The sequence below is a fragment of the Brevundimonas vitisensis genome (genome assembly GCF_016656965.1).
Lineage (GTDB): Bacteria > Pseudomonadota > Alphaproteobacteria > Caulobacterales > Caulobacteraceae > Brevundimonas > Brevundimonas vitisensis.
Map to the genome: position 1 here is coordinate 1,991,697 of NZ_CP067977.1, position 26,470 is coordinate 2,018,166.

Sequence of the window (26,470 nt, forward strand, 5' to 3'; positions counted from 1 at the left end):
ATGCGAAAGCTGCCTCTTTCATCCGTTGTCCTTGGACACGAGGATTTCGAACGGCTCGAAATCATCGAGAACGAAATTAGGGCTCGTGTTGGCGACAGACCTGAGCAGGTCTTCACCGACCTTATCGTAGAAGCGGTCGAGTTTGTCCTCGATCCCGTCCGTACGGGGCGGACGGAGATCCGAGAACTCGACAACGTCGAGAAGACCTTCATTGGCTTGAAGGTCGAGCATTTCCTTCGTGATCTCTTCGACGCTCCAAAAGGTCTGCGAGATTTGGTTCTCGCTGGCCAGGATGTTGATGTCAAAACGACGGTAAGCAAATCGTGGAGTTGGATGATTCCACCGGAAACATTCCGCGATGAGGAACCCGTTTTGTTGGTTGCTGCCGACGAGACTGCACGTAAGGCTTGGATTGGCCTACTCGTCGCTCGCCAAATCTATTTGGGCGCTCCAAACAGAGATGGAAAGAAGAGCATCCTCTCGTCGTCCTACAAACACATTCGTTGGATCGCTACCGGAGTGGACTGGCCTCCAAACCGCTGGGAGCACATCGACATAGCCAGATTTCGCGAACTGCGCTCAATCAAAGGGGGCACTGTACGGGCCGCCAAATTTTTTGAGGAAAATCTCCGGCGGGTAATCGACAGACGGGTGCTGCTGGCGCTGCTTTTCGACCAGAAAGATCCGATGAAGAGGCTCCGAGAGAACGGTGGCGCACCCGACATCCTACTGCCAAAAGGAATCAGGCTGCTGTCGGGCACCTTCAACGCTCCAACCCTCTCAAAGCTCGGCTTCTGCGTCACGTCGGAAGAATTCGTAGCAATCCTCCCCACTACCGACACTGAGTTGGCACTGCTCAATACGGCGGCACCTGAGGGCGGATAGTTCCGATCGGGGATGAGACTCCTGGTGAGCAAAAAGGGCGGGCCCGTTGCCGGACCCGCCCTCCTGTTTTCAGCCGGTGTGACTGAGCGTCGGACTTAGAAGTCCATGCCGCCCATGCCGCCCATGCCGCCGCCCATGTCGGGGGCGCCGCCGCCGTTGCCCTTCTTGGGGGCGTCGGCCACGGCAGCTTCGGTGGTGATCAGGATCGAGGCCACCGAGGCGGCGTCGGTCAGGGCGGTGCGGACCACCTTGGCCGGGTCGATCACGCCCATGGCGACCAGGTCACCGTATTCTTCGGTCTGAGCATTGAAGCCGAAGGTGGCCGAGGTGTTTTCCAGCACCTTGCCAACCACGATCGAACCTTCGACGCCGGCGTTTTCCGAGATCTGACGGATCGGAGCCTGCAGGGCGCGGCGGATGATGGCGATGCCGGCGTTCTGATCGGCGTTGGCGCCGGTCAGGCCTTCCAGGGCCTTGGAGGCCTTGAGCAGGGCGATACCGCCACCGGGGACGATGCCTTCTTCAACGGCTGCACGCGTGGCGTTCAGCGCGTCGTCGACGCGGTCCTTCTTTTCCTTCACTTCGACTTCGGTCGAGCCGCCGACGCGGATGACCGCAACGCCGCCGGCCAGCTTGGCCAGACGTTCCTGCAGCTTTTCCTTGTCGTAGTCCGAGGTGGTGTCCTCGATCTGCTTCTTGATCTGGCCGATGCGGGCTTCGATCACGTCCTTGCCGCCGACGCCGTCCACGATGGTGGTGTCGTCCTTGGTGATGGTGACCTTCTTGGCGCGGCCGAGCATGTCGAGGGTGACGTTCTCCAGCTTGATGCCCAGGTCTTCCGAGATGACCTCACCGCCGGTCAGGACGGCGATGTCTTCCAGCATGGCCTTGCGGCGATCGCCGAAGCCCGGAGCCTTGACGGCGGCAACGCGCAGGCCGCCGCGCAGCTTGTTGACCACCAGGGTGGCCAGGGCCTCGCCTTCGATGTCCTCGGCGATGATCAGCAGCGGACGGCCCGACTGGACCACCGCTTCCAGGATCGGCAGCATGGCCTGCAGCGACGACAGCTTCTTCTCGAACAGCAGGATGAGCGGCTCTTCGAGTTGAACCTCCATCTTGTCGGCGTTGGTGATGAAGTAGGGGCTCAGGTAGCCGCGGTCGAACTGCATGCCCTCGACGACGTCCAGCTCGGTCTCGGCGGTCTTGGCTTCTTCAACCGTGATGACGCCTTCGTTGCCGACCTTTTCCATGGCCTTGGCGATCATTTCGCCGACTTCGGAGTCGCCGTTGGCCGAAATGGTGCCGACCTGGGCGATTTCGGAGTTGTTCGACACCTTCTTGGCCGAGGCCTTGATGTCGGCCAGGACGGCGGTGACCGCCTTGTCGATGCCGCGCTTCAGATCCATCGGGTTCATGCCGGCGGCCACGGCCTTCAGGCCTTCCTGGACGATCGACTGAGCCAGGACGGTCGCGGTGGTGGTGCCGTCACCCGCCTTGTCGTTCGTCTTGGACGCGACTTCGCGGATCATCTGGGCGCCCATGTTCTCGAAGGCGTCTTCCAGCTCGATTTCCTTGGCCACCGAGACGCCGTCCTTGGTCGAGCGCGGGGCGCCGAAGGACTTCTGGATGACGACGTTGCGGCCCTTGGGACCCAGGGTCACCTTGACCGCATTGGCCAGGACGTTGACGCCGCGCAGCATTTTTTCGCGCGCGTCGGTGGAGAACTGAACTTGTTTGGCAGCCATCAGGCAGCTCCTAAGTTTGGATTGTCAGGGAAAAGAGGATCGACGCAGCGGCTTAGGACAGCACGCCCAGGACGTCGGACTCCTTCATGATGATCAGGTCTTCGCCTTCCAGCTTGACCTCGGTGCCCGACCACTTGCCGAACAGGATGCGGTCGCCGACCTGCAGTTCCAGGGCGTTCACGGTGCCGCGCTCGTCACGGACGCCCGGTCCGACGGCGACGACTTCGCCTTCCTGGGGCTTTTCCTTGGCCGTGTCAGGAATGATGATCCCGCCCTTGGTCTTGGATTCTTCTTCAACGCGCTTGACCAGCACGCGATCGCCGAGAGGACGAAACGCCATCTTTGAGTTCTCCGATTGGACTTCCAAAGTTTCATCGTTGAGCACCCGCGACCGGCATTTTGGCAGCCAAGGCCTGAGAGTGCTAACGCGCTGGGCAGATAGTCCTGCCCCTCTGCATCGTCAAGGCGCGCCTGTGCGTCGCCGGGCGTGAAAGCGGCTATTTAAAGCGGCTATTTCCTGCCTTCGTCCGACAACTGTTCGGCCAGGGCCCAGTCGGCGCGGACCTGCTGGGCGAACAGGGGCACAGCACGGCGCAGGGGGTCGCCGCCCTCCAGTCCGGACCCGGCCCGCTGGAACAGCGCATCGCGTACAGGTCGCAGCAGGGCGAGGGCCTCGGCAGGCCGGTTCTGCTCCGTCAGGAAGGCGGCCATGGCCCCTGTCTGGCGGACAGCCTCGGGATGGCCGGGGGCCAGGCGGGCGGCGATGATGTCACGGGCACGGCCATGGGTGGCCTCGGCCTCGGCACGGCGGCCCAGGCCGCTCAGTGCGGCAGCATAGCCTTCCAGCGCAGTGACCAGGTCGGGACTGTCGGTGCCCAGACCGGCCTCCATCACCGGGAGGGCCACCGCGAAGATCTCGACGGCCTCGGCATGGCGGCCCTGGTCCTGGAGGCTGATGGCGAGATTGGCGCGGGCCACACCGGTGAAGGGATGGTCGGGGCCGACTAGTTCGACCGCCAGGTCCAGGGCGCGGCGGAAGATCGGCTCGGCCAGCTCGCCGCGACCTGTGACATGCAGATGCCATCCCAGATTGGTCAGGCACTGGGCCAGAAGAAAGGGGTCGCCCACCCCCTCGGCAATGGCCGCCGCCCGGCGATAGGCCCCCTCGGCCGCTTCGAGCCGCCCGGTCCGGCGAAGGATATTGCCCAGATTGCTCAGGGCCAGGGCGACGTTTTCGTTGTCGGGGCCATAGGCCACCTCATAGATGGCCAGGGCACCGCGAAACGCCGGCTCGGCTTCGGCGAACCGGCCCTGAGCCATCAGGGCATTGGCCAGCTGGTTCAGGGTGTCGGCGATGTAGGGATCGTTCGGAGCCAGGTGGGTGGTGCGCAGGGCCAGACCCTCGCGGGCAGCGGTCTCGGCCTCGACGAAACGGCCCAGGGCGTCCAGGTTCTTGCCCCGCTCGAACAACAGCGAGGCCTGCTCGACCGGAGCGTCGGGCGGGACCAGGGCATAGGCGCGCGTGATCAGGGTCAGCGCCTCGTCATAGCGGCCCTGAATATAGCGCAGGCGGGCCTGGACTCCGAGCGGCGTTGCCAGAGCCGGGTCGCCGGGGCCGAGGCGCAGTTCGACCACCGAGACGGCGAGGGTCAGGGCCTGATCGGCACCGTCTTCAGCCCCCAGGGCCAGACGCAGCTTGGCGACCTCGACCCAGGCGGCGGAGGCGGCGACGGGGTCCACCAGTTCAAGCGCCTCGGCCGACCGGACGAAGGCGGCCTCGGCCCCTACCAGATCGCCGGAGGCCTTCAGCGCCCGCGCCTCGGCGATGCGGACGGCGTCCACCGGCAGCGGGGGCGGGGGTGGAGGTGGAGGTGGCGACACAGGGCGCGGGGGAGGGGGCGGCGGTGCCGGTGGGTTGGGCCGGTCCTGACCGCTCGCGGTCGTCGCCATGGCCAGGGCAGCCAGGGCCACGAAACCGGTGAGAAGCGCGCGATCGACGGACATGATGCGACCCTGCCTTCGGCCATCGCTGTTCGCAACTGACGTTTTCCGACGATGAACGGCGGATGAACAGCCGCTGGCAAGGGCGTTCAGGTGCAGTGCGTGAGGATGGACTCAATTGTCTGGCGCGGATCGCGCCCTGTTCCGGAGCTTTGCGATGCACACTCTGAAAACCCTGGCCATCGGGGCCCCCGCCGCCCTCGCCCTGACCCTGCTGGCGTCCGCGCCGGCCTCGGCCCAAAGCTATCGCGATTATCGTGATCACGACGACGACCGCGGCGAAGACGTGCTGATCGGCGCGGCCGTGGGGGCCCTAGCCGGTGCCTTCATCGGTGATGGCGACGGACGCTATGTCGTGGGCGGTGCCATTGCCGGCGCAGCCCTGGGGGCCACGGCCAACCGCGACGACCGCGATCGTTGCGACTATCGAGGCAACCGCTGCTACCGCTACGACAACGACCGTTATGGCTATGGCTACGGCTATGACCGCCGCGATTATCGGTATGACCGTCGCGACTACCGCCGGGACCGCCGCGATTACCGGGACTATCGTCACGATCGTCGCTGGTAGTCGGTCAAGATTCAGGATGATGAACGGGCAGGCCGGGCGACCGTCCTGCCCGTTTTGCTGTCGCGGTAAAAGCGCTTGTCGTCAGATTTCGGCAGTGCACAATCCGACGTATCAATGGTATCGTGAAGGCTTCGTGGGGATACGAAGCCATGTCGCCTTATGCCGTTCTTGCCGCGATCATCGCGGGCGTGCTGCTGTTCGCCTTCTGGCCCAATCTGACCCGCTGGCGTCGACGACTGAAAAAACGCCGGATGCGTCAGCGCGGCGGGATGCTCTGACACCCGGCGGTGCACGCGGATTTCGTGACAGTTCTGCGAATGAAATGTCCGTGCACAAATCGTGCGCGGCCTGTCAAGAAACTGAAGAATTCGTGTCGCCTAAACATCACTGGTCCTGATTGATCCTCGGACCTAATGGCAGCTTTGCCATTAAAACGTCGGTCGCCCAATGACCGGCAGCGGGGATCATGAGAATGAAGTTCAAACTGTTTGCCAGTGCCGCCCTGGCACCGCTGGCCTTCGCGGGCGTGGTGCACGCTCAGGACGCCAGCCAGCCGACCTCGGTCGAGGAAATCATCGTCACCGGTCAGCCGATCTTCCGTAACCGGACCGAAGACGTGGTTCCGACCCTGTCCTATGACCTGGAATATTTCCAGCGGTTCGAACCGCTGACCGTCGGCGATGCGCTGAAGCGCGTGCCCTCGGTGACCTTCCTGTCGGACGTTCTGGAATCGGACGGCGTCCGTCTGCGGGGTCTGGATCCCGGCTATACCCAGATCCTGATCAACGGCGAGCGCGTGCCGGGGGCCGGCGTCGATCGCTCGTTCTTCGTGGATCGCATCCCGGCCGAACTGATTGAGCGCATCGAAGTCGTCCGCTCCTCGTCGGCCAACCGTTCGGGTGACGCGGTCGCCGGTGCGATCAACATCGTGTTGCGTGATGCCCTGTCGCTCGAAGGTGGCTACATCCGGCTGGGTGCTCTGAACTTCCCGGACAGCGAATATGGCCAGTGGGGTGGAACCTACGGCGCTGTGTGGGGCGGGCAGGCTGGACCTGGCCGACTGCTGCTGGGTGCCAATATTCAGGACCGCCGCAATCCCAAGAACAAGTACAGCCAGCGTTTTGACGAGCCCGGCGGCACCCTGGACAATACCGAAGTCCAGACCGATGTCCGCGATGGCACCGACTATTCGTTCAACGCCGCCTATGAGGTCGACGTTGCCGGGGGCAACCTGGAACTCTCCGGCGCTTTCGTCCGCACCGACCGGTTCCAGGACGAGGACTCGCTGGAATACGCAGACGGCGTGGAAACCAATGCCAATCTGGCGGTGGTGAACGACAACGACCTGGATATCCGCACCGACAACCTGTCGCTGCGTGCGCGCTATGAGCGCGCGATGTTCGGCGGCGAGACCCGCTTCAAGCTAGGCTATGCCTCCATCGACGACGAACAGTACGAGTTCGAAGCCGAGTCCGAATATCTGCGCGATGCCATCGCCTTCCCCGATGAGGACCGGTTCACGCTCGATTCCACATCCACTGACATCAAGGATGAGGAGGTCTCGGCTGCCCTTGAACATAGCCGCGATCTGGCTTCCGGCGTGGAACTGGAGTTCGGCGTTCAGTGGGTTCAGAAGGACCGCGACAGCCTGGTTGCCGAAACGCCCCGCATCCGCTTCAACGTGCCGAACGCGCCCGCCCCGCGTCCTCCCGTGCCCGCCTTCGGACCGTTCAGCCCCGTCGACGGCGGCGATGTGACGATCGAGGAAACCCGGATCGATCCCTACGTCATGGTTTCGGGCGAGAATGGCCCCCTGAAGTGGGAAGCCGGCCTGCGCTACGAGACGACCGACACGACGATCACCGACCGCACGGTCGCTGCTGCCGATCAGGTCACCGAAAACGACTATGCCGAGCTGCTGCCCTCCTTCAGCCTGCGCTATCGTCTGTCGGATTCGGACCGGGTGACCTTCTCGGCCGCCCGCACGGTTCGCCGTCCCAACTTTGACCGCCTGTCGCCGACCCTGCTCGAGGAAGAGTTCGGCGACAGCGACTTCGTCGGCAACCCCAATCTGGAGCCGGAGACCTCGCTGGGCTTCGACGTTGGCTTCGAGCGTCGCCTGGGCCGTCGCGGCGTGATCGGCGTCAATGCCTTCTACCGGGACATCACCGATCTGATCGAGGAAACCAACACCGGCGTCGAGGGTTCGGCGGGACCGGGTACCTTCATCTATACGGTGGACAATGTCGGCGACGGGACCGTCTATGGCCTCGAGTTCGACCTGTCGACGCCGCTGGACTTCATCGGCATGGAATCCACGGGCGTCTTCTTCAACTACTCCTGGCTGGACAGCGAGATCACCGACTTCATCGGCGAGCGCCGCTTCAACGACCAGTCGGACTATGTTCTGAACTTCGGCTTCACCCAGGACCTGCCGACCTGGGGTGCCGCCTTCGGAGCGACCTACCGCAAACAGGGCGATGCCTTCGGCCGCGTCCTGGCCGAGGAGGTCTCGACCTCCTACGGTGCCGATCTGGAAGTGTTCGTCGAGAAGAGCTTCGGCGACAACATCGTGCTGCGTCTGACGGGCTCCAACCTGCTGGATGCGTCCAAGGACGAGGTCTTCGACAAGTTCGGCAGCATCGACGACCAGATCAGCCGCGACTACGACGAATATGAGATCGAGACCGAGAATGCCGGGCCCGTCTATCAGCTGGTCCTGCGCGTTGCCTTCTAAAGCAGCCGAAATGAACTGAGGCAGGGGCCGGGCGGCAACGTCCGGCCCTTTCCAATTGCGGTGGTCCCATGCGGGGTGCCATGCCTGTGTCGTCCGTTTGTGACACGGCATTGCTGGACCGCGGGCATCCGCCGGTCTAGTCGCCTTTCGGGGGAGTATCGTCCGTGGCGGTTCGCCTCTTGCAACATGCGCACGAGCCGGTACCGCGCGGTGCCAGAATGGGACGAGGCTGACGGATGTTCATGGAAGGGGAGATCGACTGGGTGCTGCTCTTGGGCGTGGTCGCGACCCTGAGCACCGTCGCGGCCGTGGTCGCCACCTGGTTCGCCGTCACCAATCGGGGCCGTCACGTCTCTACCACCAGTGAACTGGATCTGGTGCAGAAGGCCGCCCAGAGCGCGGACAAGCGGCTGTTCGAAACCCTGAACGCCATTCCCGTTGCCCTGGTCGAGACGGATCGCCAGGGGAAGTTCACCTTTGCCAATCGTGCGGCCCATCAACTGCTGGGGCGTCGGGACGCCGAGCTGCTGGGCCTGCGGTTTCATTCGGCGACCTGGGGCATCACCTATCCGGATGGTCGGCCGGTGCCGCCCGACCTGCTGCCCAGCGCCCGTGCGCTGCGCGGCCAGACGGTCAAGGGGTTCCAGCACCTGCTGGCCAATCCGGCGACCCGTCGCAAGATGCTGGTTTCGGTCACAGCCATGCCGATCGAAACGGATCGAGGCGAGGTGATCGGTTCGATCGCCGCCATCGTGGAGACCGAGGGCCTGACCACGCCCGAAACCATCGCTCCGGCCCCTGCCTTCGAGGCCCCGGTCCCAGAGGTCGCGCCCACGCCCGTCGCCGACCCGACCGATGATCTGATCCGCCGCGTGTTCGAGGTGGCGTCCAGTGCCCTGGTGGTCGTCGGCACCGATGGCCTGATCCGTGCCGCGAACGGGGCCGCCATGGGAGTCCTGGGCCGCAGCGATGGCGTGGCCGGCGCTGACTTCGCCGATCTGTTCCTGGGAGAGGACGAACGCGTCGAAGGGCGACAGGCTGTCCGGGCCGCCTTCATGGCGCCGGCGGGTGAAGCCGAACCGATCCACTCGACCGGAGGCCCCGGCGGTGCCCTGGTCTGGCGGGCCTTGCCCTTGAACGATGCCGAGGGCCGAGCCGACGCCCTGCTCCTCGCGGGCGAGCGTGCGGAGGCTGAGACCGCGCCTCACGACAAGGCCGCTGAACCCGTGGGCGATACCGCCCCTGTGACCGAGGCCGCCGCCTCGGAACCGTCTGTCGCCGATGACCAACTGGAAGCCCTGCGGCAGGCCCTGACCGAGGCGGAAGGCAAGGCCGAGGCGGCCCGTCTGGAGGCGGAGGCCGCACGCGCCCAGGCCGCCCAGGCTGAAATCGATGCCCGGCGCGAGCTGGACGGGGCGCGACGGATGGAGAGCGTCGGCCGCCTGACGGGCGGCGTGGCCCAGGATTTCAATGCCCTGCTGACCGTCATGACCAGCGCCCTGGACCTGATGCTGAAACAGGTGGACGACCCCTCGCGCGTCCGCCGCCTGGGCGAGGCGGCCCTGGCTGCGGGCCAGAGGGGCGAGGCCCTGACCCGGCGGCTGACCGCCTTTTCCCAGGGCGAGGACGGCGCGCCGGTGCAGGTATTGGACGCCGGGGCTCTGCTGAATGCGATGGAGGGGCGGCTGCGCGCCCTGGCCGGGCCGGGGGTCGATCTGATGATCGATGCACCGCCGGAGCCCGCTCTGGCCCGGATCGATCCGGTGACGTTCGAGGGGGCCGTGCGGGCGCTGGTCCAGAATGCGGTCGAGGCCGTGGATGGTCGAGGTTCGGTCGCGGTGCGGCTGGAGTCCCTGCTGGAAGGCGGCCTGCGGCTCAGCGTCCGTGACACGGGTCCGGGACTTGATCGCGATCTGGCTGCGCGCGCGCTGGAGCCCTTCTTTACCACCCGGCCGGGTCAGGCGGGCCTTGGCCTGTCACAGGCGCACGCCTTTGCCCGTCAGTCCGGCGGGAAGCTGTCGATCGACAGCGCACCGGGCGAAGGGGCCGAGGTGGCGATCAGCCTGCCGGCGGCCTGATTTTCTGCGCTGCAATACGCGTCCGTCATTCCGGGGGTTGGCGCAGCCAAGAACCCGGAACCCAGGAAGTCATTGCTGTCGTCTTGTGCGACTTCCAAGGATTTACCCGCCCTCCTGGGTTCCGGGTTCGCTCTCCGAGCGCCCCGGAATGACGGTCCCAAGGGTTTGATCGATCGCCATCAAGACCCATCAAACAAGGCTGGCCTCAGCTGCCGACCGTGATGTCCACCGTCTCTTCGCCGCGCGCGACGGTGAAGGTGACCGGTCCTTCGGCAGGGACGGCACGGCTCAGGGCAGAAAGATCGGCGATGGCCATGCCGCCGACCGCTGTGACCACATCCCCGGCGCGCAGATCCGCCGCCGCTGCCGCAGACCCGCCTTCGACGGCGGTGACCAGGACGGCGACCGTGCCGTCCGAATGGGGCTGATCGCGGAAGCCTGCACCAAACGCCTGCACCGCCGAGGTGCCGACGACCAGGCGGGGCGTGGATGGCGTCTCGACCACGAAGCTGGCGCTGCCCTCGCGTCCGTCGCGCAGATAGTCCACTTCCAGCCGTGTGCCGGGCTGAGCGATGCCGATGCTGGCCAGCACCGATCCGGCATTGGCGACGGGGCGGTTCTGAATTCGCGTGATGACGTCGTTGCGGCGCAGGCCGGCAGCCTCGGCCGGCGAACCGGGGGCCACATCGTCGACGATGGCCCCGCGCACGATGCCCAGGCCTAGTTCGCGCGCCCGCTCGGCATTCAGCGAGCCCAGGATCGCTCCGATCCCGCCGCGCCGAACCTCGCCATAGGTCCGCAGCTGATCGACGACATACATCATGATGCGCGTGGGAACGGCGAAGGCGATCCCGTCATTGCCGCCGCCGCCGCCCGACAGGATCGAGGTGTTGATGCCGATCAGCCGTCCCCGGCTGTCCAGCAGCGGGCCGCCCGAATTGCCCGAGTTCACGGCCGCATCGGTCTGGATATAGTCCTCGACCGCATCGCCCAGTCCCGACCGGCCCAGGCCCGAGATCACCCCCATGGTCAGGGTCTGGTCCAGACCGAGCGGATAGCCGACGGCGAAGGCCAGGTCGCCTGTGCGCAAGGTGTCGGAATCGGCCACGGTGACCTGCGACAGGCCGCTGGCCTCGATGCGCAGCACGGCGATGTCGGTCGCCTTGTCCGCCCCGATCAGGACCGCGTCGAACAGGCGGCCGTCGGACATGTCGACCGTGAACTTCTGGCCGTTTTCGACGACGTGGTGGTTGGTGACCACGATGCCTTCACGCGCATCGATGATGACGCCCGAGCCAGACCCGATGGCCATGGGCTCTGCATCGCCCGAGGACGGCCCCTCGGACCGGCCCAGGGTCGTCACCTGGACCACGGCGGGCAGGGACCGTTCCAGCCCGGCGGCAAAGCTGAAGACGCCCCGGCTTCGGTCATAGGGGATGGGGTCCTGGGCGGATTGCGCTTGGGCCGATCCCGCCGCAAAGCCTGTCATGGCGAGCACTGCCGCAACCGAAGCCAGCGTGGCCTTGCGTCCGATAGAGCCTTGCATTCGATGGTCCCCTGGAAAACGTCTACGCACCCTAGCGCGAGAAATGCAGGCTGACGATGGCCCCCGGCGCGGCGTCAGCGATCGTCATGCGCCCGCCGTGTCGCCGCACGATGGCCCGCACGAAGGGCAGGCCCATGCCATGGCTTTCCGGTCCGTCGCCCTGCGGCTTCGGACGAGCGGGAGCCTTACCGACCATGGCGGGGTCGATCCCGGGGCCCTGGTCGGTCACCGACAGAATGCCGCCCGTGCCTTCGCGGGTGGCTTTCAGGACCACCTTCCCCCCGTCGGGCGAGAACTTCACCGCATTGTCCACCAGATTGGCCACTGCGCGCTGCAACAGCGACTGCACGCCCAGCACCGACACCGGCTCCACTTCGGCCACAAGCTGGATGCCCCGCGCCTCGGCCAGGGGCTCATAGAGTTCGACCGCCGCCAGAGCCAGTTCGTCCAGCCGGACAATCTCGAACGCCCAGGCCTCGCCGTCCCGCAAGGCCATGGTCTCGGTCATGGCACGGGTCAGCTGGGCCAGATCCCACTCGGCCGCCTCAGTGAGTTCGCGCCTGTCCTCGAGGTCCTGCGCCTCACGCAAGGCGGCCAGACGGGTCGCCGCGCGCGCCAACGGCGTACGGAAATCATGCGCCAGCTGGTCTGAGGAATCGCGCAGCCAGCTCAGCAATTCTTCCAGCCGGTCCAGCGTCCGGTTCACCTGGGCCGTCAGTTCCGTCAGTTCGGGGGCCACGCCAACCTCGGGGGCGCGGCGCGAGAAGTCGCCCACCGCCGCCCGATCCAGGGTCTGGCTGACCTGCGCCAGGGCGGTCGTCAGCCTGCGCCGGGCGAACACCGAGGCCGTCAGTCCGGACAGAAGGATCAGCCCGCCTGCCAGGCCCACGGCCAGCACCGCCCGCCCCCAGGCTGCGCCCGACCGGTCCACGACCCGCCCCACGATGATGTCCAGCGAGCCGGCGGGGCGGCGCACCATGACGACATCGACCGACCGGCCCGGACACAGGACACCCTTGGCCAGCCGAACGGCATAGACGTCCTGACCCAGCCGGGGCAGAGGCTCTGCCCGCACCGTTTCCAGCGCCGCCAGGCCGGCGGGCTTGCCGACCGGGGCCTTGATGAACCGGACGCCGGCGCCCCCGCGCCCTGTCCGGCAGGTTTCCTCCAGACTGGTGGCGTCACGCGCAGGGCCGCTCTGGAAGGCTGCCAGCCAGGCCGACAGGAAGGCGGCGTCGGCGGCGGTCAGGGTCTCGGCCGTCAGGCTGGCCTCGACGCCCAGCTTGGAAACCATCGCCCCATAGTCGGCCAAGGCGTCCAGGGCGGCCTGTTCCTGCTGGTCCATCCGCACGGCCCGGCCCATGGCCAGCAGGGAGCCGGTCAGGGCCAGGGCCGCCAGTACGGCGATGGCCGCTGACAACTGGGTCGTGGTCCGCCGCGACAGCCAGCCGCGAACCCCGCCCGGCCCGAGTCCCAGGGGCGCCGTCTCAGCCACCGTGGGGAACGCTCAGGTCGCGGAAAACCAGGCTCTGGCTGCGGGCCGAGACGATCAGGGGGTGCAGGCTGTCAGGCAAGTCCGGACACTGGTCCTTGAGCCGGCGGCGCAGGGCGCTGATCCGGGCATCGATGATGTTGACGTAGTTGTCGGGCAGAAATTTCCACTCCACCCAGCACCGATCCCACAGCATGGTCTTGGTCACCGGCTGGCCCCGGGCGGTCATCAGTTCGCAGACGATGGCGAACTCGAGCGGGGAAAGGTCCACCAGACACGGCTCCGCCCCCGGTGCTTCGAACCGCAGGGTCCGGGCCCCGGGCGACAGGCGGAACGGTCCATTGACGATGTCGGCCCCGGCGGGCGGGGCCCGGCGCGAAGCCCGGCGAAGCTGTGAGGCGATGCGGGCCAGTAGCTCCTCGTCCCCCACCGGCTTGGCCAGATAGTCGTCGGCCCCGTTCAACAGGCCCTCGACCTTCTGCCGTTCCCCGCCCAGGGCGGTCAGCATCAGGACCGGCGCATCGCAAGAGGGCCCGTGACCGGCGCGGATGCGCTTCAGCGTTTCCAGCCCGTCCATCCCCGCGGTCAACCGGTCCAGGATCAGGATGTCATAGGGGTGACGCCCGGCGGCCTCCAGCGCGCCTTCTCCGGTGTCGAAGCGATCGACCTGGGCAAAGCCGGATTTCAGCAGCCGCCCGGCGACGTGCTCGGCCAGGGCCGGTTCATCCTCCAGCACCAGGGCCCGGCGACCGGCGAATACCTCGGCCAGCTGGGCAAAGGGATCGGCGGCTTCGATGGTGGCGGAATCCTGATCCAATCTGCGTCCCCCTCTTCGAGGAGACGATACGCCTCGGACGGACAATGACAATCCAGGCCGACATGATCCTTTCTGACGGCTATGATGGGGTCCATTCCCTTTTCGAGGCCTGCCGATGAAACGCCTGATCCCGCTGGCCCTGACCGGGGGCCTGGTGACCGCCTGCCAGACCGCGCCCCTGGCTGATGCCGGCTTCCTGTCGGCCTATGACGGCCTGACCGCGCGCGACGATACGGTCCGCGCTTCGATCCGCCAGCGTCGCGACGATGCGGCGGCGGGGGCCATCGAGCGGGTCTATCTGGAACCGGCCGTCCTGGTCGGTGATGCCGGGTCACAGGTGTCGGAGGCCGACCGCGCCCTGGTCCTGCGCGAGGTCGATCGCCAGGTCTGCTACGAGGTCAGCGAGCGGTTCACGGTCGTCCAGACACCGGACGGCGCGGCGCGGGTCCGCACCGGCGTCATCCAGATCAATCCGACGGGCCAGGCGGGGTCGGGCGTATCGGCGGTGGCCAATGTGCTGATCCCCGGCCCCGGCACCTTCCGCGTGCCCGGCACTACCGGCGGTCTGGCCGCGGAAGCGGAGCTGCTGGCCCCCAGCGGAGCCCAGGTGGCGGCCCTGGCCTGGGCGCGCAATGCCAATGTCGTCGGCACCGATACGCCTTCCCTGTCGCGCGTCGGCGATGCTCTGCAGATGGCCGAGCCGTTCGGCGATGCCGTGGGCGACGCCATCGCACCGACCGGCCGGGAAGCCCGCCCGATCCCGGACCCCGACCCCTGCGCTCGCTATGGCCCCCGCACCCAGCCGGGCGGCTTTGTCACCCGCCTGGTCACCGGCCTCTATGTGCCCGAGGTCAACACCGGTGCCCGCGAGGACCCCGAGGCCGAATAGGGCCCCCGCTCAAGCGACAGGCTCCTGGATCCATTCCCTGCCGTCATTCCGGGGCTTGGCGAAGCCAAGAACCCGGAACCCAGGATGCTGTCGCAGGCCTCCTGGTTGCGTCTGACATACAGGTGGTTGTCCTGGGTTACGGGTTCGCTCTGCGAGCGCCCCGGAATGACGGACTTGTTGGGATCGAAGGGGGTTAAGCCTAAAAAGCGCTCTGGCCCGTGATCGCGCGGCCCAGGATCAGGGCGTGGACGTCGTGCGCACCTTCATAGGTGTTGACGGTTTCCAGGTTCATCGCATGGCGCATGACATGCATCTCGCCGGTGATGCCGGCCCCGCCGTGCATGTCGCGGGCCTCGCGGGCGACGGCCAGGGCCTTGCCGCAGTTGTTGCGCTTCATCAGGCTGATCGCCTCGGGCACCCAGGCGCCGGTGTCGAGCAGGCGCCCGAGGGCATAGGCCCCTTCCAGCCCCAGGAAGATTTCCGTCTGCATGTCGGCCAGCTTCTTCTGGACCAGCTGGCGGCTGGACAGCGGACGCCCGAACAGCATCCGCTCGCCGACATAGTCGCGCGTGGCGTGGAAACAGAATTCGGCCGCGCCCATGGCCCCCCAGGCGATGCCGTACCGTGCCTTGTTCAGACAGCTGAAGGGCCCGCGCAGGCCCTTCACGCCCGGCAGCAGATTGGCCTCGGGCACAAAGACGTCGTTCAGGCCTATGTCGCCGGTGATCGAGGCCCGCAGCGACAGCTTGTCGCCGATCTTGCCGGTGGTGAAGCCGTCGAAGTCCCGCTCGACGATGAAGCCGCGGATCACGTCATCCAGTTTCGCCCAGACCACGGCCAGGTCGCTGATCGGCGAGTTGGTGATCCAGTATTTGCCGCCGTTCAGGCGATAGCCGCCGTCCACGGCCACGGCGCGGGTCTTCATCGAGGCCGGGTCCGATCCGCCGTCCGCCTCGGTCAGGCCGAAACAGCCGATCAGTTCGCCGGCCGCCATGCGCGGCAGGAAGCGCATCTTCTGCTCCTCCGAGCCAAAGGCATAGATCGGATACATGGCTAGGGACGACTGCACGCTCATGGCGCTGCGGTATCCGCTGTCGACGGCCTCGATCTCGCGCGCGATCAGGCCATAGGCGACATGACTGGCGTTCGAGCCGCCATACTGTTCCGGCAGCATGGCCCCCAAGAACCCCATTTCGCCCATCTCGGTCATGATGGCGCGATCAAAGGTTTCATCGCGGAAGGCGGGGACAATGCGCGGCAGCAGCCGATCGCGGGCATAGCCGCGGGCGGCCTCCTGAATCATCCGCTCATCGTCGGTCAGGCGACCGTTCAGGTCGAAGGGATCGTCCCAGCGAAAGGTCTGTTGCGGAGCGGTGGAGCCGTCGGCCATGGCGGATAAGTCCTGAAATCGTCCTGGGCGGGGTTCAAGCGAACGTCAGCGATCGTGACGCGGCTCCCCCTGTTCTGGCGCGCGGTTTAGGCCAGAATGGCCGCGTCGGGTAGAGGGCCGCCCGTCGCAGACCGGACCGACCATGAACCGCACCTTTCGTCGCCTGTTCGCCGATCATCCCCGCGAGGTGGGGGAAACCTATGGCCACCACCTGCTCACCGCCGGTCGGTTCGGGTTCAGGCTGGCGCGGCTGTCAGGCATCGCCTTTCTGCACGCCCTGGTGCCGGGGGTCTGCAAGACGACGGTGTCGGACGAAATCCGGCGCATGGCGGCGGACTTGGGAGGCCGGGCCGAGGAAGCACGCGACACGCGGATGCGACAGGCCGGGGTCTGGGATCCGGGGTTGTGATGCCAGGCGTCGGCAACGGCCTTTGACGCCTTGATGCCGCGCTGCCACAGTCCGAATCCTATCGTGACAGCCAAGCCCGAGTCACGGAACGGTCAAGCTGGTCCGGCTTTTCTATCCGCACACGGAGACCCCTGATGTCCAAGCGTTCGAGCGACACCGCCCAGAGCAAGCCTGACCTGCGCCTCGTCAATGCCGAGGCCGAGGTTTACGACCTGATGCGCGCGCCCCAGACCACAGCCGACCGCGTCAAACGGCTGCAGGCAGAGGCTCGCGCCCTTGCTGTCGAACAGCTGGAAGCCTTCGAGCGCTCGCTGCACGCCACGGCGGCCTTGGCAAAGGAAATCGCCGAAGGCGGTGACGCCTATCCGGTCGGTGCCCGCGAACTGGCCGGTCGCATTTCGACCGACCTGGTGTCCAAGGCCGAAACCATCGCCGCGATCACCCAGCGCACAGCGCTGTAGCCGGCGTCAAAGGCCTGGTCCGGTACCGTCAGGCCCGTTCCACGCACATGGCCACGCCCATGCCGCCGCCGATGCACAGGGTGGCCAGACCCTTGCGGGTGCCCGAGCGCTTCAGCTCATGCAGCAAGGTGGTCAGAATGCGCGCGCCCGAGGCGCCGATCGGGTGGCCGATGGCGATGGCACCGCCATTGACGTTCACCTTGGCCGGATCCAGGCCCAGTTCCTGAACCACACACAGCGACTGGGCGGCAAAGGCCTCGTTGGACTCAACGCGGTCCAGATCGGCGACCGTCCATCCGGCCTTTTCCAGGGCCTTCTTCGAGGCCGGAATCGGTCCGGTGCCCATGATCGCGGGATCGACGCCCGCCGTCGCCCAGGACCGGATCACGGCCAGGGGCTCCAGTCCCCGCGACGCCGCCTCATCCGCCGTCATCAGCACCAGGGCCGCCGCCCCGTCGTTCAGGCCCGAGGCATTGGCCGCCGTCACCGAACCCTCCTTGGCAAAGGCGGGGCGCAGCTTCTCCATGGCCTCGATCGTGGCACCGTGGCGGATGTACTCATCCTTGTCGACCACGACGTCGCCCTTCTTGCCAGGGATGGTGACGGGGGCGATCTCGGCGTCGAAGTGACCGGCGGTCTGGGCCGCCTCGGCCTTGTTCTGGCTGGCGACGGCAAAGGCGTCCTGGGCCGCGCGGGTGATGGCCCAGCGCTCGGCGATGTTCTCGGCCGTCTGGCCCATGTGATAACCGTGGAAGGCGTCGATCAGCCCGTCCTTCAGCATGGTGTCGACCAGGGCGACGTCGCCCATCTTGGTCCCGGTCCGCATGGGGGCGGCGTGCGGCGACTGGCTCATGCTCTCCTGGCCGCCCGCGACCACGATCTTCGCATCGCCCTGAACGATCTGCTGATAGGCCAGGGCCACGGCGCGCAGGCCCGAGCCGCACAGCTGGTTCAGGCTCCAGGCCGGAGTTTCGACCGGCAGTCCGGCCCCGATCGAGGCCTGACGGGCCGGACCCTGACCGGCTCCGGCCTGCAGCACCTGGCCCAGAATGACTTCGTCAACATCGGCGGGGGCAACGCCGGCCCGCTCCAGCGCGGCCTTGATGGCCACTTCGCCCAGTTTCGCAGCGGGCACAGAGGACAGAGCCCCCAGGAACGACCCGACCGGCGTACGGGCGGCGGACACGATGACGACTTCGGTCATGGGAGGGCTCCGAAAACGATTGTGCAAGTGCGAGATGGGATAGGCTCAACGGCCGTCGCTCTCAAGAGCCAAGCGATAGGGGCTGTGTCCGCGATGCCGCAGGGGGCCGGCTTTCGTCGTCGTGACCCGGTCGATTCAGCCCCTGATCACCAGACCCGTCCCATCTTGAGGAACGAACGCAGCGGACGGAGGCTTGTCAGCCCATGCTCACGCGACTGAAATCTCTGGCGGCGCGCATCTGGACGCCCGACCACCTGGACATGATCGACCACTATCAGACGCGTGCCGAGCGGCTGGCCGACCTGTGGGTGCATATCGTCGGCCTGGTCCTGGCCGGGATCGGCGGCATTGTCCTGGCGGTGCTGTCGGCCCTTTATGGCGGCATCGGCCTGACAGCGGCGACGGCCATCTATGCCCTGTGCCTGATGGCCATGCTGACCGCCTCGACCATCTACAACTGGACCAACCCCTGCGCCGCGCGTCCGGTGCTGCGCCGCCTGGACGAAGCGGCCATCTTTCTGATGATCGCCGGCAGCTACACCCCGTTCACGACCCAGCGGTTCGAGGGCGGCTGGGCCCTGGGCTTCACCGCCCTGGTCTGGGGCCTCGCCTTTGCCGGAGTGTTGGCCAAGCTGGTGTTGCCGCGCCTGTCCGATGCGATCTGGAGCGCGGTCTATATCGTCTTCGGCTGGCTGGCCGTGATCGCGCTCAAGCCGATGATCGACACCGTCCACCCGGTCGCCCTGGGCCTGCTGGTTGCGGGCGGGCTGATCTATACGACGGGCGTCCTGATCTTCATCAGTCCCAAGGTGAAGTTCCGCCGGGCCATCTGGCACGGCTTCGTCGTGACCGGCGCCATGACCCACTGGGCGGCTGTTCTGGTCGGCGTCGTCCTGGCACCGAATTCTTTGTAGAAGGGCGCTACGCTCGCGACGCGGTCGCTCGCTGCTTGAGCGCAAGTTCGCTGCCTGACCTGGACAGCCGTCCATAGTCCCTGGCGCTCAAGTGGCGAGCCGCCGCGCGGCGAGCGTAGCGCCCCCTCCACGGAATGCGTTTGCGCTCGCAAACGCACTGCGGGATAGTGCTGCGGTGCAACGATGGGAACGCGCGTGGCCGACAAGAAATCCGAGAACGGCAAGGGCATGAACGGCGACACTGTCGTCATCAAGAAATACGCCAATCGGCGGCTCTACAATACGGCGACCTCCGCCTATGTGACGCTGGAAGATCTGGCCCGAATGGTGCGCGAAGGCGTCGAGTTCGTCGTCTATGACGCCAAGACCAATGAGGACCTGACCCGTCAGATCCTGACCCAGATCATCTTCGAGGAAGAAAGCCGGGGCGAGGCGCTGCTGCCGGTCCAGTTCCTGCGTCAGCTGATCGGTTTCTATGGTGGCCAGATGCAGGGCGTCCTGCCCAGCTATCTGGAGATGTCGCTGGAATCCTTCGCCAAACAGCAGGAACAGCTGCGGGGCCAGTTCACCCGCGCCTTTGGCTCTGCGCCCGGGGCCGGGCTCATGGAGGAGGCGGTCAAGCGCAACATGGCCATGTTCGCTGACGCGATGAAGATGTGGCCCGGTTTCGCCATGCCGCCCCGGACCGAGGCCTCTGACCCCGCGCCGTCCGCACCCGCTGCCGCCGATCCCCTGGCCGAGATGCGGGCCCAGATGGAGCAGATGAGGGCGCAGCTGGACCGTCTGGCGGGCGGAAAGCCGGGCGAATGACCAAGGGCGTCGGCCCCGTCGATTCCGTCAGGCCGGTGGGTGAGCGGCGAGAGCGATCCCGTCGGCAGGCCGAGCGTCGCGAAGGGCAGGGGGCGACCTCTGCATCCCGCGACCTGGTCCCCGTCGGCGAACGGATCGATCATCCTGCCGGGGACAGGATCGACCCGGCAAAGCCTGCCCCCGCCCCGGTCGATCCTGCGGCAGGAGCGGCCGTCTTCGCCGCCCAGGTGATCGGCCAGACCAGGCAGCGCAAAGGCCTGCGTGGCGGTCCGCCCGTGCTGGACGCGGCGCGTTCTACCTATCTGGGCACCGAATATTCAGGCGAGGCCGAGCGCCGGCCGCCGGTCGGCACGACCAAACGCACCGAAGTCTGAGTGAGGCGATGAGTGCGGCACGGCCCTTGCTGAGCAGGGGTCGGAACGCCGCATTTCGGAACGCCTTGCATGACGACCCTGACCAGCCTGATCGCCCGGACCGTCGATGTGACCGTCGTCGCCCTGATCTTCAGCCTGTTCGGCTGACCTCAGGCCAGCGTCAGGCCGTTCTGTTCGGCGAGGGTCTTCAGGGACACCATCGGACGCGGTCCCCAGTGGGCGATGACCTCGGCCGCGGCCAGTGAACCCAGGGCCCCGGACTGGGCATGATCCAGGCCACGCGCCAGACCCAGCAGGAAGCCCGCTGCATACTGGTCGCCCGCGCCGGTCGTATCGACCACGGTCACGCCCTGGACGGCCGGAACCACGACCCGCCGATCGCCCGCGATGATGACCGAGCCTTCGGCCCCGCGTGTCACGGCGGCGATTTCGACCAGGCCCGCCAGACGGTCGGCGGCGGCATCGAAGTCTTCGGTTTCGAACAGGGCCGTCAGCTCGCCCTCATTGGCCAGGACGATGTCGGCGGATGCCTCGATGAAGGCCAGAAGCTCGGTGCGCCAGCGCGCGACGACGAAGGTGTCCGACAGGGTGATCGCCACCTTGCGACCGGCCGCATGGGCCGCTGCTGCCGCCGCCTCGAACGCCGCACGCGCCGGGGCCGGATCGAACAGATAGCCTTCCAGATAGACGATGGCGCTGTCGCCGATCAGGGCCGCGTCAATGTCCGCCACGCCAAGCTGGTTGGCAGCCCCCAGGAAGGTGCACATGGTGCGCTGGCCGTCGGGGGTGACGTTGATCAGGCAGCGGCCCGTCCCAGGACCGTCCGTCAGCGGGGCCGTGTCGAACGCCACGCCCGCCGCGCGGATGTCGTGGGTGAAGACTTCGCCCAGGGTGTCGGGCGCGACCTTGCCGATATAGGCGGCACGTCCGCCAAAGCTGCCGATGCCCGCCACCGTATTGCCGGCCGAGCCGCCCGAGGCCTCGACGCCTGCCGCCATGGCGTCATACAGGGCCGCGCTCTGGTCCTCGTCCACCAGCTGCATCGAGCCGGGCGTCAGGCCCTGGGCCTCCAGGAAGGCGGGCTGGCTGGGAGCCAGGACATCGACGATCGCATTGCCGACGGCACAAACATCATAGCGGGGGGCAGCTTGGGTCATGCCCGCCCCTTAGCCGAGGCGGCCGGACCTGTCATGCAAAACATATAACGACATCCTTATGCGATGCTCTGGCGCGGGGTTTCCGGGGCTCGCGCGGCCGCGACGGGTGCGCTAAGCCAAGGCGATGACCCGTATCGCCGTTCTGACCCCCGACGCCGCCGATCCCTCCTATGCCGGTCAGTGGCCGGGCGTGCTGGAGCGGCTGTCGGCGGCCCTGGCCCGCGCGGGGATCGTCGTCGAACCCACCGCCTGGACAGACCATATCGAAGATGCCGGCGGCCTGGCGGACTATCCCCTGGTGCTGCCGGTGATCGCCTGGGGCTATCACCGCGATCACGCCCGCTGGATGCAGGCCTGCGCCACCTGGTCGGCCTCTGCTGTACGCCTGGCCAATCCGGCCCCGGTCCTGGCCTGGAATTCCGACAAATCCTATCTGGGGCGTCTGGCGGACAAGGGGGTGGCCATTCCCCCGACCCTGATGAGCCAGGGCATTACCCAGTCCCAGGTGAATGCCGCCTTCGATTCCTTTGGATCGGATCAGGTCATCGTCAAGCCGACCGTTTCGGGCGGGGCCTGGCGGACGCTGCGCCTGTCACCCGGCCAGGCGCTGACCGATCCGCCGGTCGGGGCGGCGATGATCCAGCCCTATCTGCCGACCATCGCCAGCCACGGCGAGCTCAGCCTGCTGTTCTTCGGCGGTCGGTTCAGCCATGCGGTGCTGAAGCGCCCGGTGGACGGCGATTTCCGCATCCAGGTCCAGTACGGCGGTCTCTATACCCCCGTGGCCGACCCGCCCCCCGCAGCCCTGGCCCTGGCCCGGACGGTGCTGGACGCAATCGAGGAGCCGCTTCTGTATGCCCGGATCGACATGGTCCCCGATGCCGACGGCCGCTGGCTGTTGATGGAAGCCGAGCTGATAGAGCCGGACTTCTATCTCGGCACCGCCCCGGCGGGCGGCGACGCCTTTGCAGCGGCAGTCAGAGGATGGCTGGACGCCGACTGATCGTCACACCCCGACGAACAGTGCCCGCGCGGGGCACAGATCGGCGATGACGCAGGTCTCGCATTTCGGCCGCCGCGCCACGCAGGTGTAGCGGCCGTGCAGGATCAGCCAGTGGTGGGCCTTGGCCAGATAGGCAGGCGGGACCACGGCGTGCAGCTGGTCCTCCACCTTGTCGGCGGTCGGGGCGTCGGCCAGTCCCAGGCGATGGGCGACGCGGAACACATGGGTGTCCACCGCGATGGCAGGCTCGATCCCAAGTTCGTTCAGGACGACGCTGGCGGTCTTTCGACCCACGCCGGGCAGGGCCTGAAGATCCTTGCGGTTCAGCGGCACGACACCGCCGTGCAGATTCACGATCATCCGGGCGGCGGCGATCACATTGCGCGCCTTGGTCCGATAAAGGCCGATCGAGGCGATGTAGGGGATCAGCGCCTCCTCCCCCAGGTCCAGCATGGCCTGGGGCGTGGCGGCGACCGCGAACAGGCGGTCCGTCGCCTTGTTGACCGACACATCCGTGGCCTGGGCCGACAGGGCCACGGCGACCACCAGTGTATAGGGGTCCTGGAACCGCAGTTCGGTCTTGGGCTCAGGCATCACCCCGGCCAGGCGGGCAAAGATGGCCTCCACCCGTGCCGGGTCGGGCCCGGCCTTGCGTCTGCGGCCAGTGGCTTTCGGCTTGGGCGAGTGGGCCAGGGGGAACCTCCGGGCGGGACAGCCATTTCCATGGCCTAGCTTCCCCCCTCTCTGTCAGGAACACACCCCATGGCCAAGTCCCCTGCATCCGCCGGTTCGCCCAAGGGCGACGGCAAACGCCTGAACACCAGCGTGGACCCCAAGGCCCGCGTCCAGGTCGCCGAGGCCCTCAGCAAGGCCGTGGCCGACAGCTATACCCTGTATGCCAAGACCCTGGGCGTGCACTGGAACGTGCAGGGCGCGAACTTCTATGGCCTGCACAAGCTGACGGACGCCCAATACAACGAACTGCACACAGCCGCTGACGCCATGGCCGAGCGCATCCGCGCCCTGGGCCAGCTGGCTCCGACGGGAACCGCCGCCTTCCGCGAGCTGACGGTCATCGAGAACGACGCCCCGCACAAGCCGACGCCCGAGATGATCAAGGAACTGGTCGCCGACAACGAGGCCGTCGCCCGCCGCATGGCCGAGTTCGCCGAAATGGCCGATGAGGCCGGCGACGCCTTCACCCACGACATGCTGGTGGCCCGCATCGGCGTGCACGAAGAGAACGCCTGGATGCTGCGCTCCAGCCTGGCTTAAACGACCAGGGCGGCCAGAGCCTGCTCGGCCGCCCTTTCGCCTTCCATCCAGGCCCCGTGCGCCGTGCCGTAATGGGCGTCGGCCGTCGCTTCACCCGCGACGAAAATCCCGCCTTCCACCGGAGACTTGAGCCGGGCGCGATCGGCGGCATGGCCGGGCAGGGCGTGAGAATACGCCCCCTGCGACCAGGGATCGACGCCCCAGGACGAGGTCGCGACCGGCACGACCCGGCGCCTGAACCCCGAACCCAGCAGTCCGACCAGTTCCTCCGTCGCGAAATCGGCCATGGCCTCGGGGCCCTCCCGCTCCAGCCCCCAGGCCAGATCTCCGCCGAAATAGGCCTCGATCATCGCCCGACCGAAGGGCCTGAGGTGATAGCCGCCCGTGTCCGCCGTGTCGTTGCGTCCCCACAGCTGCCCGTCCGATGGAAACTCCTGCGCCCCTTCCAGCGACAGGTGCAGCTTTGACGCCAGCCCCAGAGGCACGCCCCACGCCGCCTCGATCAGGCTGGGCACCGGCGGCTCGATACGGAGGGCCTCGGATGCGATGAGGGCCGTGGGCAGGGTCAGGATCACCGCCCTGGCCTGCACCGTTCCGCGCGTCGTCTCGATGACCAGGGGCGTTCTGGACCGGTCGATGCGTGTGGCGGCACAGCCGGTCAGGATCGGCAGGCCCTCGCCCAGCCGCTGGATCAGCCGGCCATAGCCCTCCACCACCCGCCAGTTCACCTCGGTTCCGCCATAGGCGGCATAGTCCACGGTCGAGACCTGGGCGAACCGGGCACCGTTCAGCGCCCCCGATATGGCGTCGATCCGCCCGTTCCAGCGGCCGCCCGGCTCGAACAGGTCCGCAGCCGCGCGATCCTCGCCCCGCTGAGCGGCCTCCTCCACTCGTTCGCCAAAGGCGGCAAAGGCGGCCCGTGCCTCGTCCTGTTCGGCGGGCGTCAAGGTCAGGTTGAAGGTCTCGGTGCCCCAGGGCGGCGGGGTCTTGTCCAGCGTCAGGCCCAGCGGCTCGACCCGCTCGGCCAGCGGGTTCTCGTCCGCCGAATGCAGCCAGCCGCACCCCATGTCCAGGCCATGGCCCTGTGCCTCGATCGTGTGTGCCCGGCCGCCGATCCGGTCGCGGGCCTCGATCACCGCGAAGCGGGTCCGGGTCCGCGCCAGCCGCCGCGCCGCGCCGATCCCGGCGGCACCGGCCCCGATGATCAGGACGTCGAGATCGGAGGGGAGGGGCGCGGATGAGGTCATGGCCCCTAGATGCGCTCACCGGACCCGGTCGCAAGTGCAAACTGGTGGTGGCACCGGATGGCCGGGCGGCGTAGATCGTCCGTGCACCCCTGCGCCGTCACAAAGTTCCTACAGGTTTCCCATGCTGATCCATCTGTCGTCCTGGCCCGAGATCGATGCCCGGTTGAACGACGGCGGGCCGCTGTCGCGGACGGTGGTGGTGCCGATCGGGTCGAACGAGCAGCATGGCCCCACCGGCCTTCTGGGCACCGACTGGCTGTGCCCCGAGATCATCGCCCATGAGGCCGAGGCCGGGGAGGGGTCGCTGATCGTGGCACCGACCTTCAACATCGGCATGGCCCAGCATCACCTGGCCTTCGCCGGCACCATCTCATTCCGCCCCTCGACCTTCATGGCGGCGATCACCGACTGGGTCTCGTCCCTGGCGCGGCATGGGTTCGACCGCATCTATTTCCTCAACGGCCATGGCGGAAACGTCGCCACGATCGAGGCGACCTTTGCCGAAATCTATGCGCAGTGGTCCTTCGCCACGCCGTCGCTCAAGCAGCCGAGCGCCGCGCGCGACGCGGTAGCGACAAACAACGAACAGCCCCCGTTTGTGCTGAAGCTGCGCAACTGGTGGGACCTGCCGGGCGTCAACTCCCTGTGCAATCAGATCTTTCCGACCGGTCACGGCATGCACGCCACCCCATCCGAGATCGCGGTGACCCAGGCGGCCTATCCGGACCGGATCAAGACGGCCGACTACAGCCCGCGCATCGCTCCGGTCGGGCCGATCCGCGATGCCCTGGACTATCGCGCCCGCTTCCCCGACGGGCGGATCGGCTCGGACCCGGCCCAGGCCAGTCCGGAAAAGGGCCGTCGCATCATCGAGGCCGCCGTGCCCGCCCTGATCCGCGACGTCACCGACTTCGCGGGCGAGGTCTTGCCGGGGGTCTGAATAGGGCCCAAGGCTTGGTCATGACCCAGATCGACAAGGCTATCCGTACCGGTCGCCGCGTGGCCGCCAATACCCGTTCCGCCGGACAGGCGGCCCTGGACGGGGGCGAACTGATGCGTGCATCCGGTGACGTCATCGCCGCTCGGATGGAGATCATGGCCGCTGGCCTGGCCGATCCCAGCAAGATCGACCTGACCGAAATCTCGCTGATGGGCTCGGAAAAGGTGGCCGCCCTGTCCGCCTCGGCCATCGCTGCGGGGCGCACCCTGAACCAGATGGGCCAGACCCTCACCCAGACCGCCCTGAACGAAGCCGCCATCGCCTCTCGCGCTGCGACCGCCATGGCCGGCGCCAAAAGTCCCGCTGCCTTGGCCACGGCCCAATTTAACTATGCCATGGGCTGGTGGGGCCGCGCCGCTGGTCAGGCGCTGAGCCTGAACACCCAGATGCTGAAGGTTCAGGCCGACGCCCTGGCCCCGATCCACAAGGCCGCCGTCGCCAACGCCCGCCGCCTGAAGAAATAGC

26 protein-coding genes are annotated in these 26,470 nt (G+C 67.1%); 15 read left to right on the plus strand and 11 right to left on the minus strand.

The window, feature by feature from the left end; all coding sequences use genetic code 11:
- Window positions 1-885, plus strand: coding sequence for a NaeI family type II restriction endonuclease (locus JIP62_RS10055; protein ID WP_201102054.1), 885 nt, complete (start codon window positions 1-3; stop codon window positions 883-885).
- Window positions 886-980: 95 nt separating this feature from the next.
- On the opposite strand, the gene groL is transcribed toward JIP62_RS10055, so the two are convergent.
- From groL to JIP62_RS10070, 3 genes are all read right to left on the minus strand, one after another.
- Window positions 981-2,630, minus strand: a complete 1,650-nt coding sequence (gene groL / locus JIP62_RS10060; RefSeq protein WP_201102055.1) for a chaperonin GroEL — start codon at window positions 2,628-2,630, stop codon at window positions 981-983.
- A gap of 52 nt (window positions 2,631-2,682) precedes the next feature.
- Window positions 2,683-2,970, minus strand: a complete 288-nt coding sequence (groES, locus tag JIP62_RS10065) for a co-chaperone GroES (protein WP_201102056.1) — start codon at window positions 2,968-2,970, stop codon at window positions 2,683-2,685.
- 170 nt (window positions 2,971-3,140) lie between these two features.
- The gene (locus tag JIP62_RS10070) at window positions 3,141-4,634 is read right to left on the minus strand and encodes a tetratricopeptide repeat protein (RefSeq protein ID WP_201102057.1); all 1,494 of its coding nucleotides are present in this window, start codon (window positions 4,632-4,634) and stop codon (window positions 3,141-3,143) included.
- Between the two features lie 154 nt (window positions 4,635-4,788).
- Between JIP62_RS10070 and JIP62_RS10075 the strand changes: the two genes are divergently transcribed.
- The 4 genes from JIP62_RS10075 (at window position 4,789) to JIP62_RS10085 (ending at window position 10,017) form a co-directional block, all read left to right on the plus strand.
- Window positions 4,789-5,202, plus strand: coding sequence for a hypothetical protein (locus tag JIP62_RS10075; protein WP_201102058.1), 414 nt, complete (start codon window positions 4,789-4,791; stop codon window positions 5,200-5,202).
- A gap of 149 nt (window positions 5,203-5,351) precedes the next feature.
- Window positions 5,352-5,480 carry a hypothetical protein gene (locus tag JIP62_RS15260; RefSeq protein ID WP_269145458.1) on the plus strand — a complete coding sequence of 43 codons (129 nt, stop codon included), beginning with the start codon at window positions 5,352-5,354 and terminating at the stop codon, window positions 5,478-5,480.
- Window positions 5,481-5,674: 194 nt separating this feature from the next.
- On the plus strand, window positions 5,675-7,939 hold the full coding sequence (locus JIP62_RS10080) for a TonB-dependent receptor plug domain-containing protein (RefSeq protein ID WP_201102059.1): 2,265 nt from the start codon (window positions 5,675-5,677) through the stop codon (window positions 7,937-7,939).
- Between the two features lie 242 nt (window positions 7,940-8,181).
- On the plus strand, window positions 8,182-10,017 hold the full coding sequence (locus tag JIP62_RS10085) for a PAS domain-containing sensor histidine kinase (protein WP_230974724.1): 1,836 nt from the start codon (window positions 8,182-8,184) through the stop codon (window positions 10,015-10,017).
- 205 nt (window positions 10,018-10,222) lie between these two features.
- On the opposite strand, the gene JIP62_RS10090 is transcribed toward JIP62_RS10085, so the two are convergent.
- The 3 genes from JIP62_RS10090 to JIP62_RS10100 are packed head-to-tail and all read right to left on the minus strand — an operon-like array spanning window position 10,223 to window position 13,872.
- Window positions 10,223-11,563, minus strand: a complete 1,341-nt coding sequence (locus JIP62_RS10090; RefSeq protein ID WP_201102061.1) for a S1C family serine protease — start codon at window positions 11,561-11,563, stop codon at window positions 10,223-10,225.
- Window positions 11,564-11,594: 31 nt separating this feature from the next.
- Window positions 11,595-13,058 (minus strand): HAMP domain-containing sensor histidine kinase, encoded by a 1,464-nt coding sequence (locus JIP62_RS10095; RefSeq protein WP_201102062.1) that lies wholly within the window; start codon window positions 13,056-13,058, stop codon window positions 11,595-11,597.
- Window positions 13,051-13,872, minus strand: coding sequence for a response regulator transcription factor (locus JIP62_RS10100; RefSeq protein WP_201102063.1), 822 nt, complete (start codon window positions 13,870-13,872; stop codon window positions 13,051-13,053). The genes JIP62_RS10095 and JIP62_RS10100 overlap by 8 nt, the downstream gene beginning before the upstream one ends.
- Window positions 13,873-13,987: 115 nt before the next feature.
- Here JIP62_RS10100 and JIP62_RS10105 point away from each other — a divergent pair, with 115 nt between their 5' ends.
- Window positions 13,988-14,761, plus strand: a complete 774-nt coding sequence (locus JIP62_RS10105; RefSeq protein ID WP_201102064.1) for a DUF3313 family protein — start codon at window positions 13,988-13,990, stop codon at window positions 14,759-14,761.
- A 199-nt stretch (window positions 14,762-14,960) separates the two neighbouring features.
- Here the strand turns inward: JIP62_RS10105 and JIP62_RS10110 are convergent, their stop codons facing one another.
- Window positions 14,961-16,151 carry an acyl-CoA dehydrogenase gene (locus JIP62_RS10110; RefSeq protein ID WP_201102065.1) on the minus strand — a complete coding sequence of 397 codons (1,191 nt, stop codon included), beginning with the start codon at window positions 16,149-16,151 and terminating at the stop codon, window positions 14,961-14,963.
- 142 nt (window positions 16,152-16,293) lie between these two features.
- On the opposite strand from JIP62_RS10110, the gene JIP62_RS10115 reads away from it, so the two are divergent.
- Entirely contained in the window at window positions 16,294-16,560 is a 267-nt protein-coding gene (locus JIP62_RS10115; protein WP_201102066.1) for a DUF6356 family protein, read from the plus strand.
- A gap of 134 nt (window positions 16,561-16,694) precedes the next feature.
- On the plus strand, window positions 16,695-17,021 hold the full coding sequence (locus JIP62_RS10120) for a hypothetical protein (RefSeq protein WP_201102067.1): 327 nt from the start codon (window positions 16,695-16,697) through the stop codon (window positions 17,019-17,021).
- A 28-nt stretch (window positions 17,022-17,049) separates the two neighbouring features.
- On the opposite strand, the gene JIP62_RS10125 is transcribed toward JIP62_RS10120, so the two are convergent.
- A complete protein-coding gene (locus JIP62_RS10125) occupies window positions 17,050-18,225 on the minus strand; it encodes an acetyl-CoA C-acetyltransferase (protein ID WP_201102068.1) in 1,176 nt (391 codons plus the stop codon).
- Window positions 18,226-18,428: 203 nt separating this feature from the next.
- Here JIP62_RS10125 and trhA point away from each other — a divergent pair, with 203 nt between their 5' ends.
- From trhA to JIP62_RS10140, 3 genes are all read left to right on the plus strand, one after another.
- Complete coding sequence (gene trhA, locus JIP62_RS10130) at window positions 18,429-19,139, plus strand: PAQR family membrane homeostasis protein TrhA (RefSeq protein WP_201102069.1); 711 nt, start codon at window positions 18,429-18,431, stop codon at window positions 19,137-19,139.
- 195 nt (window positions 19,140-19,334) lie between these two features.
- On the plus strand, window positions 19,335-19,949 hold the full coding sequence (gene phaR, locus JIP62_RS10135) for a polyhydroxyalkanoate synthesis repressor PhaR (protein WP_407932718.1): 615 nt from the start codon (window positions 19,335-19,337) through the stop codon (window positions 19,947-19,949).
- The gene (locus JIP62_RS10140) at window positions 19,946-20,323 is read left to right on the plus strand and encodes a hypothetical protein (protein WP_201102071.1); all 378 of its coding nucleotides are present in this window, start codon (window positions 19,946-19,948) and stop codon (window positions 20,321-20,323) included. The genes phaR and JIP62_RS10140 overlap by 4 nt, the downstream gene beginning before the upstream one ends.
- A gap of 149 nt (window positions 20,324-20,472) precedes the next feature.
- Here the strand turns inward: JIP62_RS10140 and JIP62_RS10145 are convergent, their stop codons facing one another.
- Window positions 20,473-21,480 carry an adenosine kinase gene (locus JIP62_RS10145; protein WP_201102072.1) on the minus strand — a complete coding sequence of 336 codons (1,008 nt, stop codon included), beginning with the start codon at window positions 21,478-21,480 and terminating at the stop codon, window positions 20,473-20,475.
- 124 nt (window positions 21,481-21,604) lie between these two features.
- Between JIP62_RS10145 and JIP62_RS10150 the strand changes: the two genes are divergently transcribed.
- The gene (locus JIP62_RS10150; protein WP_201102073.1) at window positions 21,605-22,483 is read left to right on the plus strand and encodes an ATP-grasp domain-containing protein; all 879 of its coding nucleotides are present in this window, start codon (window positions 21,605-21,607) and stop codon (window positions 22,481-22,483) included.
- A 3-nt stretch (window positions 22,484-22,486) separates the two neighbouring features.
- On the opposite strand, the gene nth is transcribed toward JIP62_RS10150, so the two are convergent.
- Entirely contained in the window at window positions 22,487-23,176 is a 690-nt protein-coding gene (gene nth, locus JIP62_RS10155) for an endonuclease III (protein ID WP_201104700.1), read from the minus strand.
- A gap of 69 nt (window positions 23,177-23,245) precedes the next feature.
- Here nth and JIP62_RS10160 point away from each other — a divergent pair, with 69 nt between their 5' ends.
- Window positions 23,246-23,758 (plus strand): Dps family protein, encoded by a 513-nt coding sequence (locus JIP62_RS10160; RefSeq protein ID WP_201102074.1) that lies wholly within the window; start codon window positions 23,246-23,248, stop codon window positions 23,756-23,758.
- Here JIP62_RS10160 and JIP62_RS10165 read toward each other — a convergent pair.
- Window positions 23,755-25,005 carry a flavin monoamine oxidase family protein gene (locus JIP62_RS10165; RefSeq protein ID WP_201102075.1) on the minus strand — a complete coding sequence of 417 codons (1,251 nt, stop codon included), beginning with the start codon at window positions 25,003-25,005 and terminating at the stop codon, window positions 23,755-23,757. The two genes, JIP62_RS10160 and JIP62_RS10165, sit on opposite strands and share 4 nt — an antisense overlap.
- Before the next feature lie 121 nt (window positions 25,006-25,126).
- On the opposite strand from JIP62_RS10165, the gene JIP62_RS10170 reads away from it, so the two are divergent.
- Both JIP62_RS10170 and JIP62_RS10175 read left to right on the plus strand, forming a co-directional pair.
- Window positions 25,127-25,945, plus strand: coding sequence for a creatininase family protein (locus JIP62_RS10170; protein WP_201102076.1), 819 nt, complete (start codon window positions 25,127-25,129; stop codon window positions 25,943-25,945).
- Between the two features lie 20 nt (window positions 25,946-25,965).
- A complete protein-coding gene (locus JIP62_RS10175) occupies window positions 25,966-26,469 on the plus strand; it encodes a phasin (protein WP_230974726.1) in 504 nt (167 codons plus the stop codon).
- Window position 26,470: the final 1 nt, after the last annotated feature.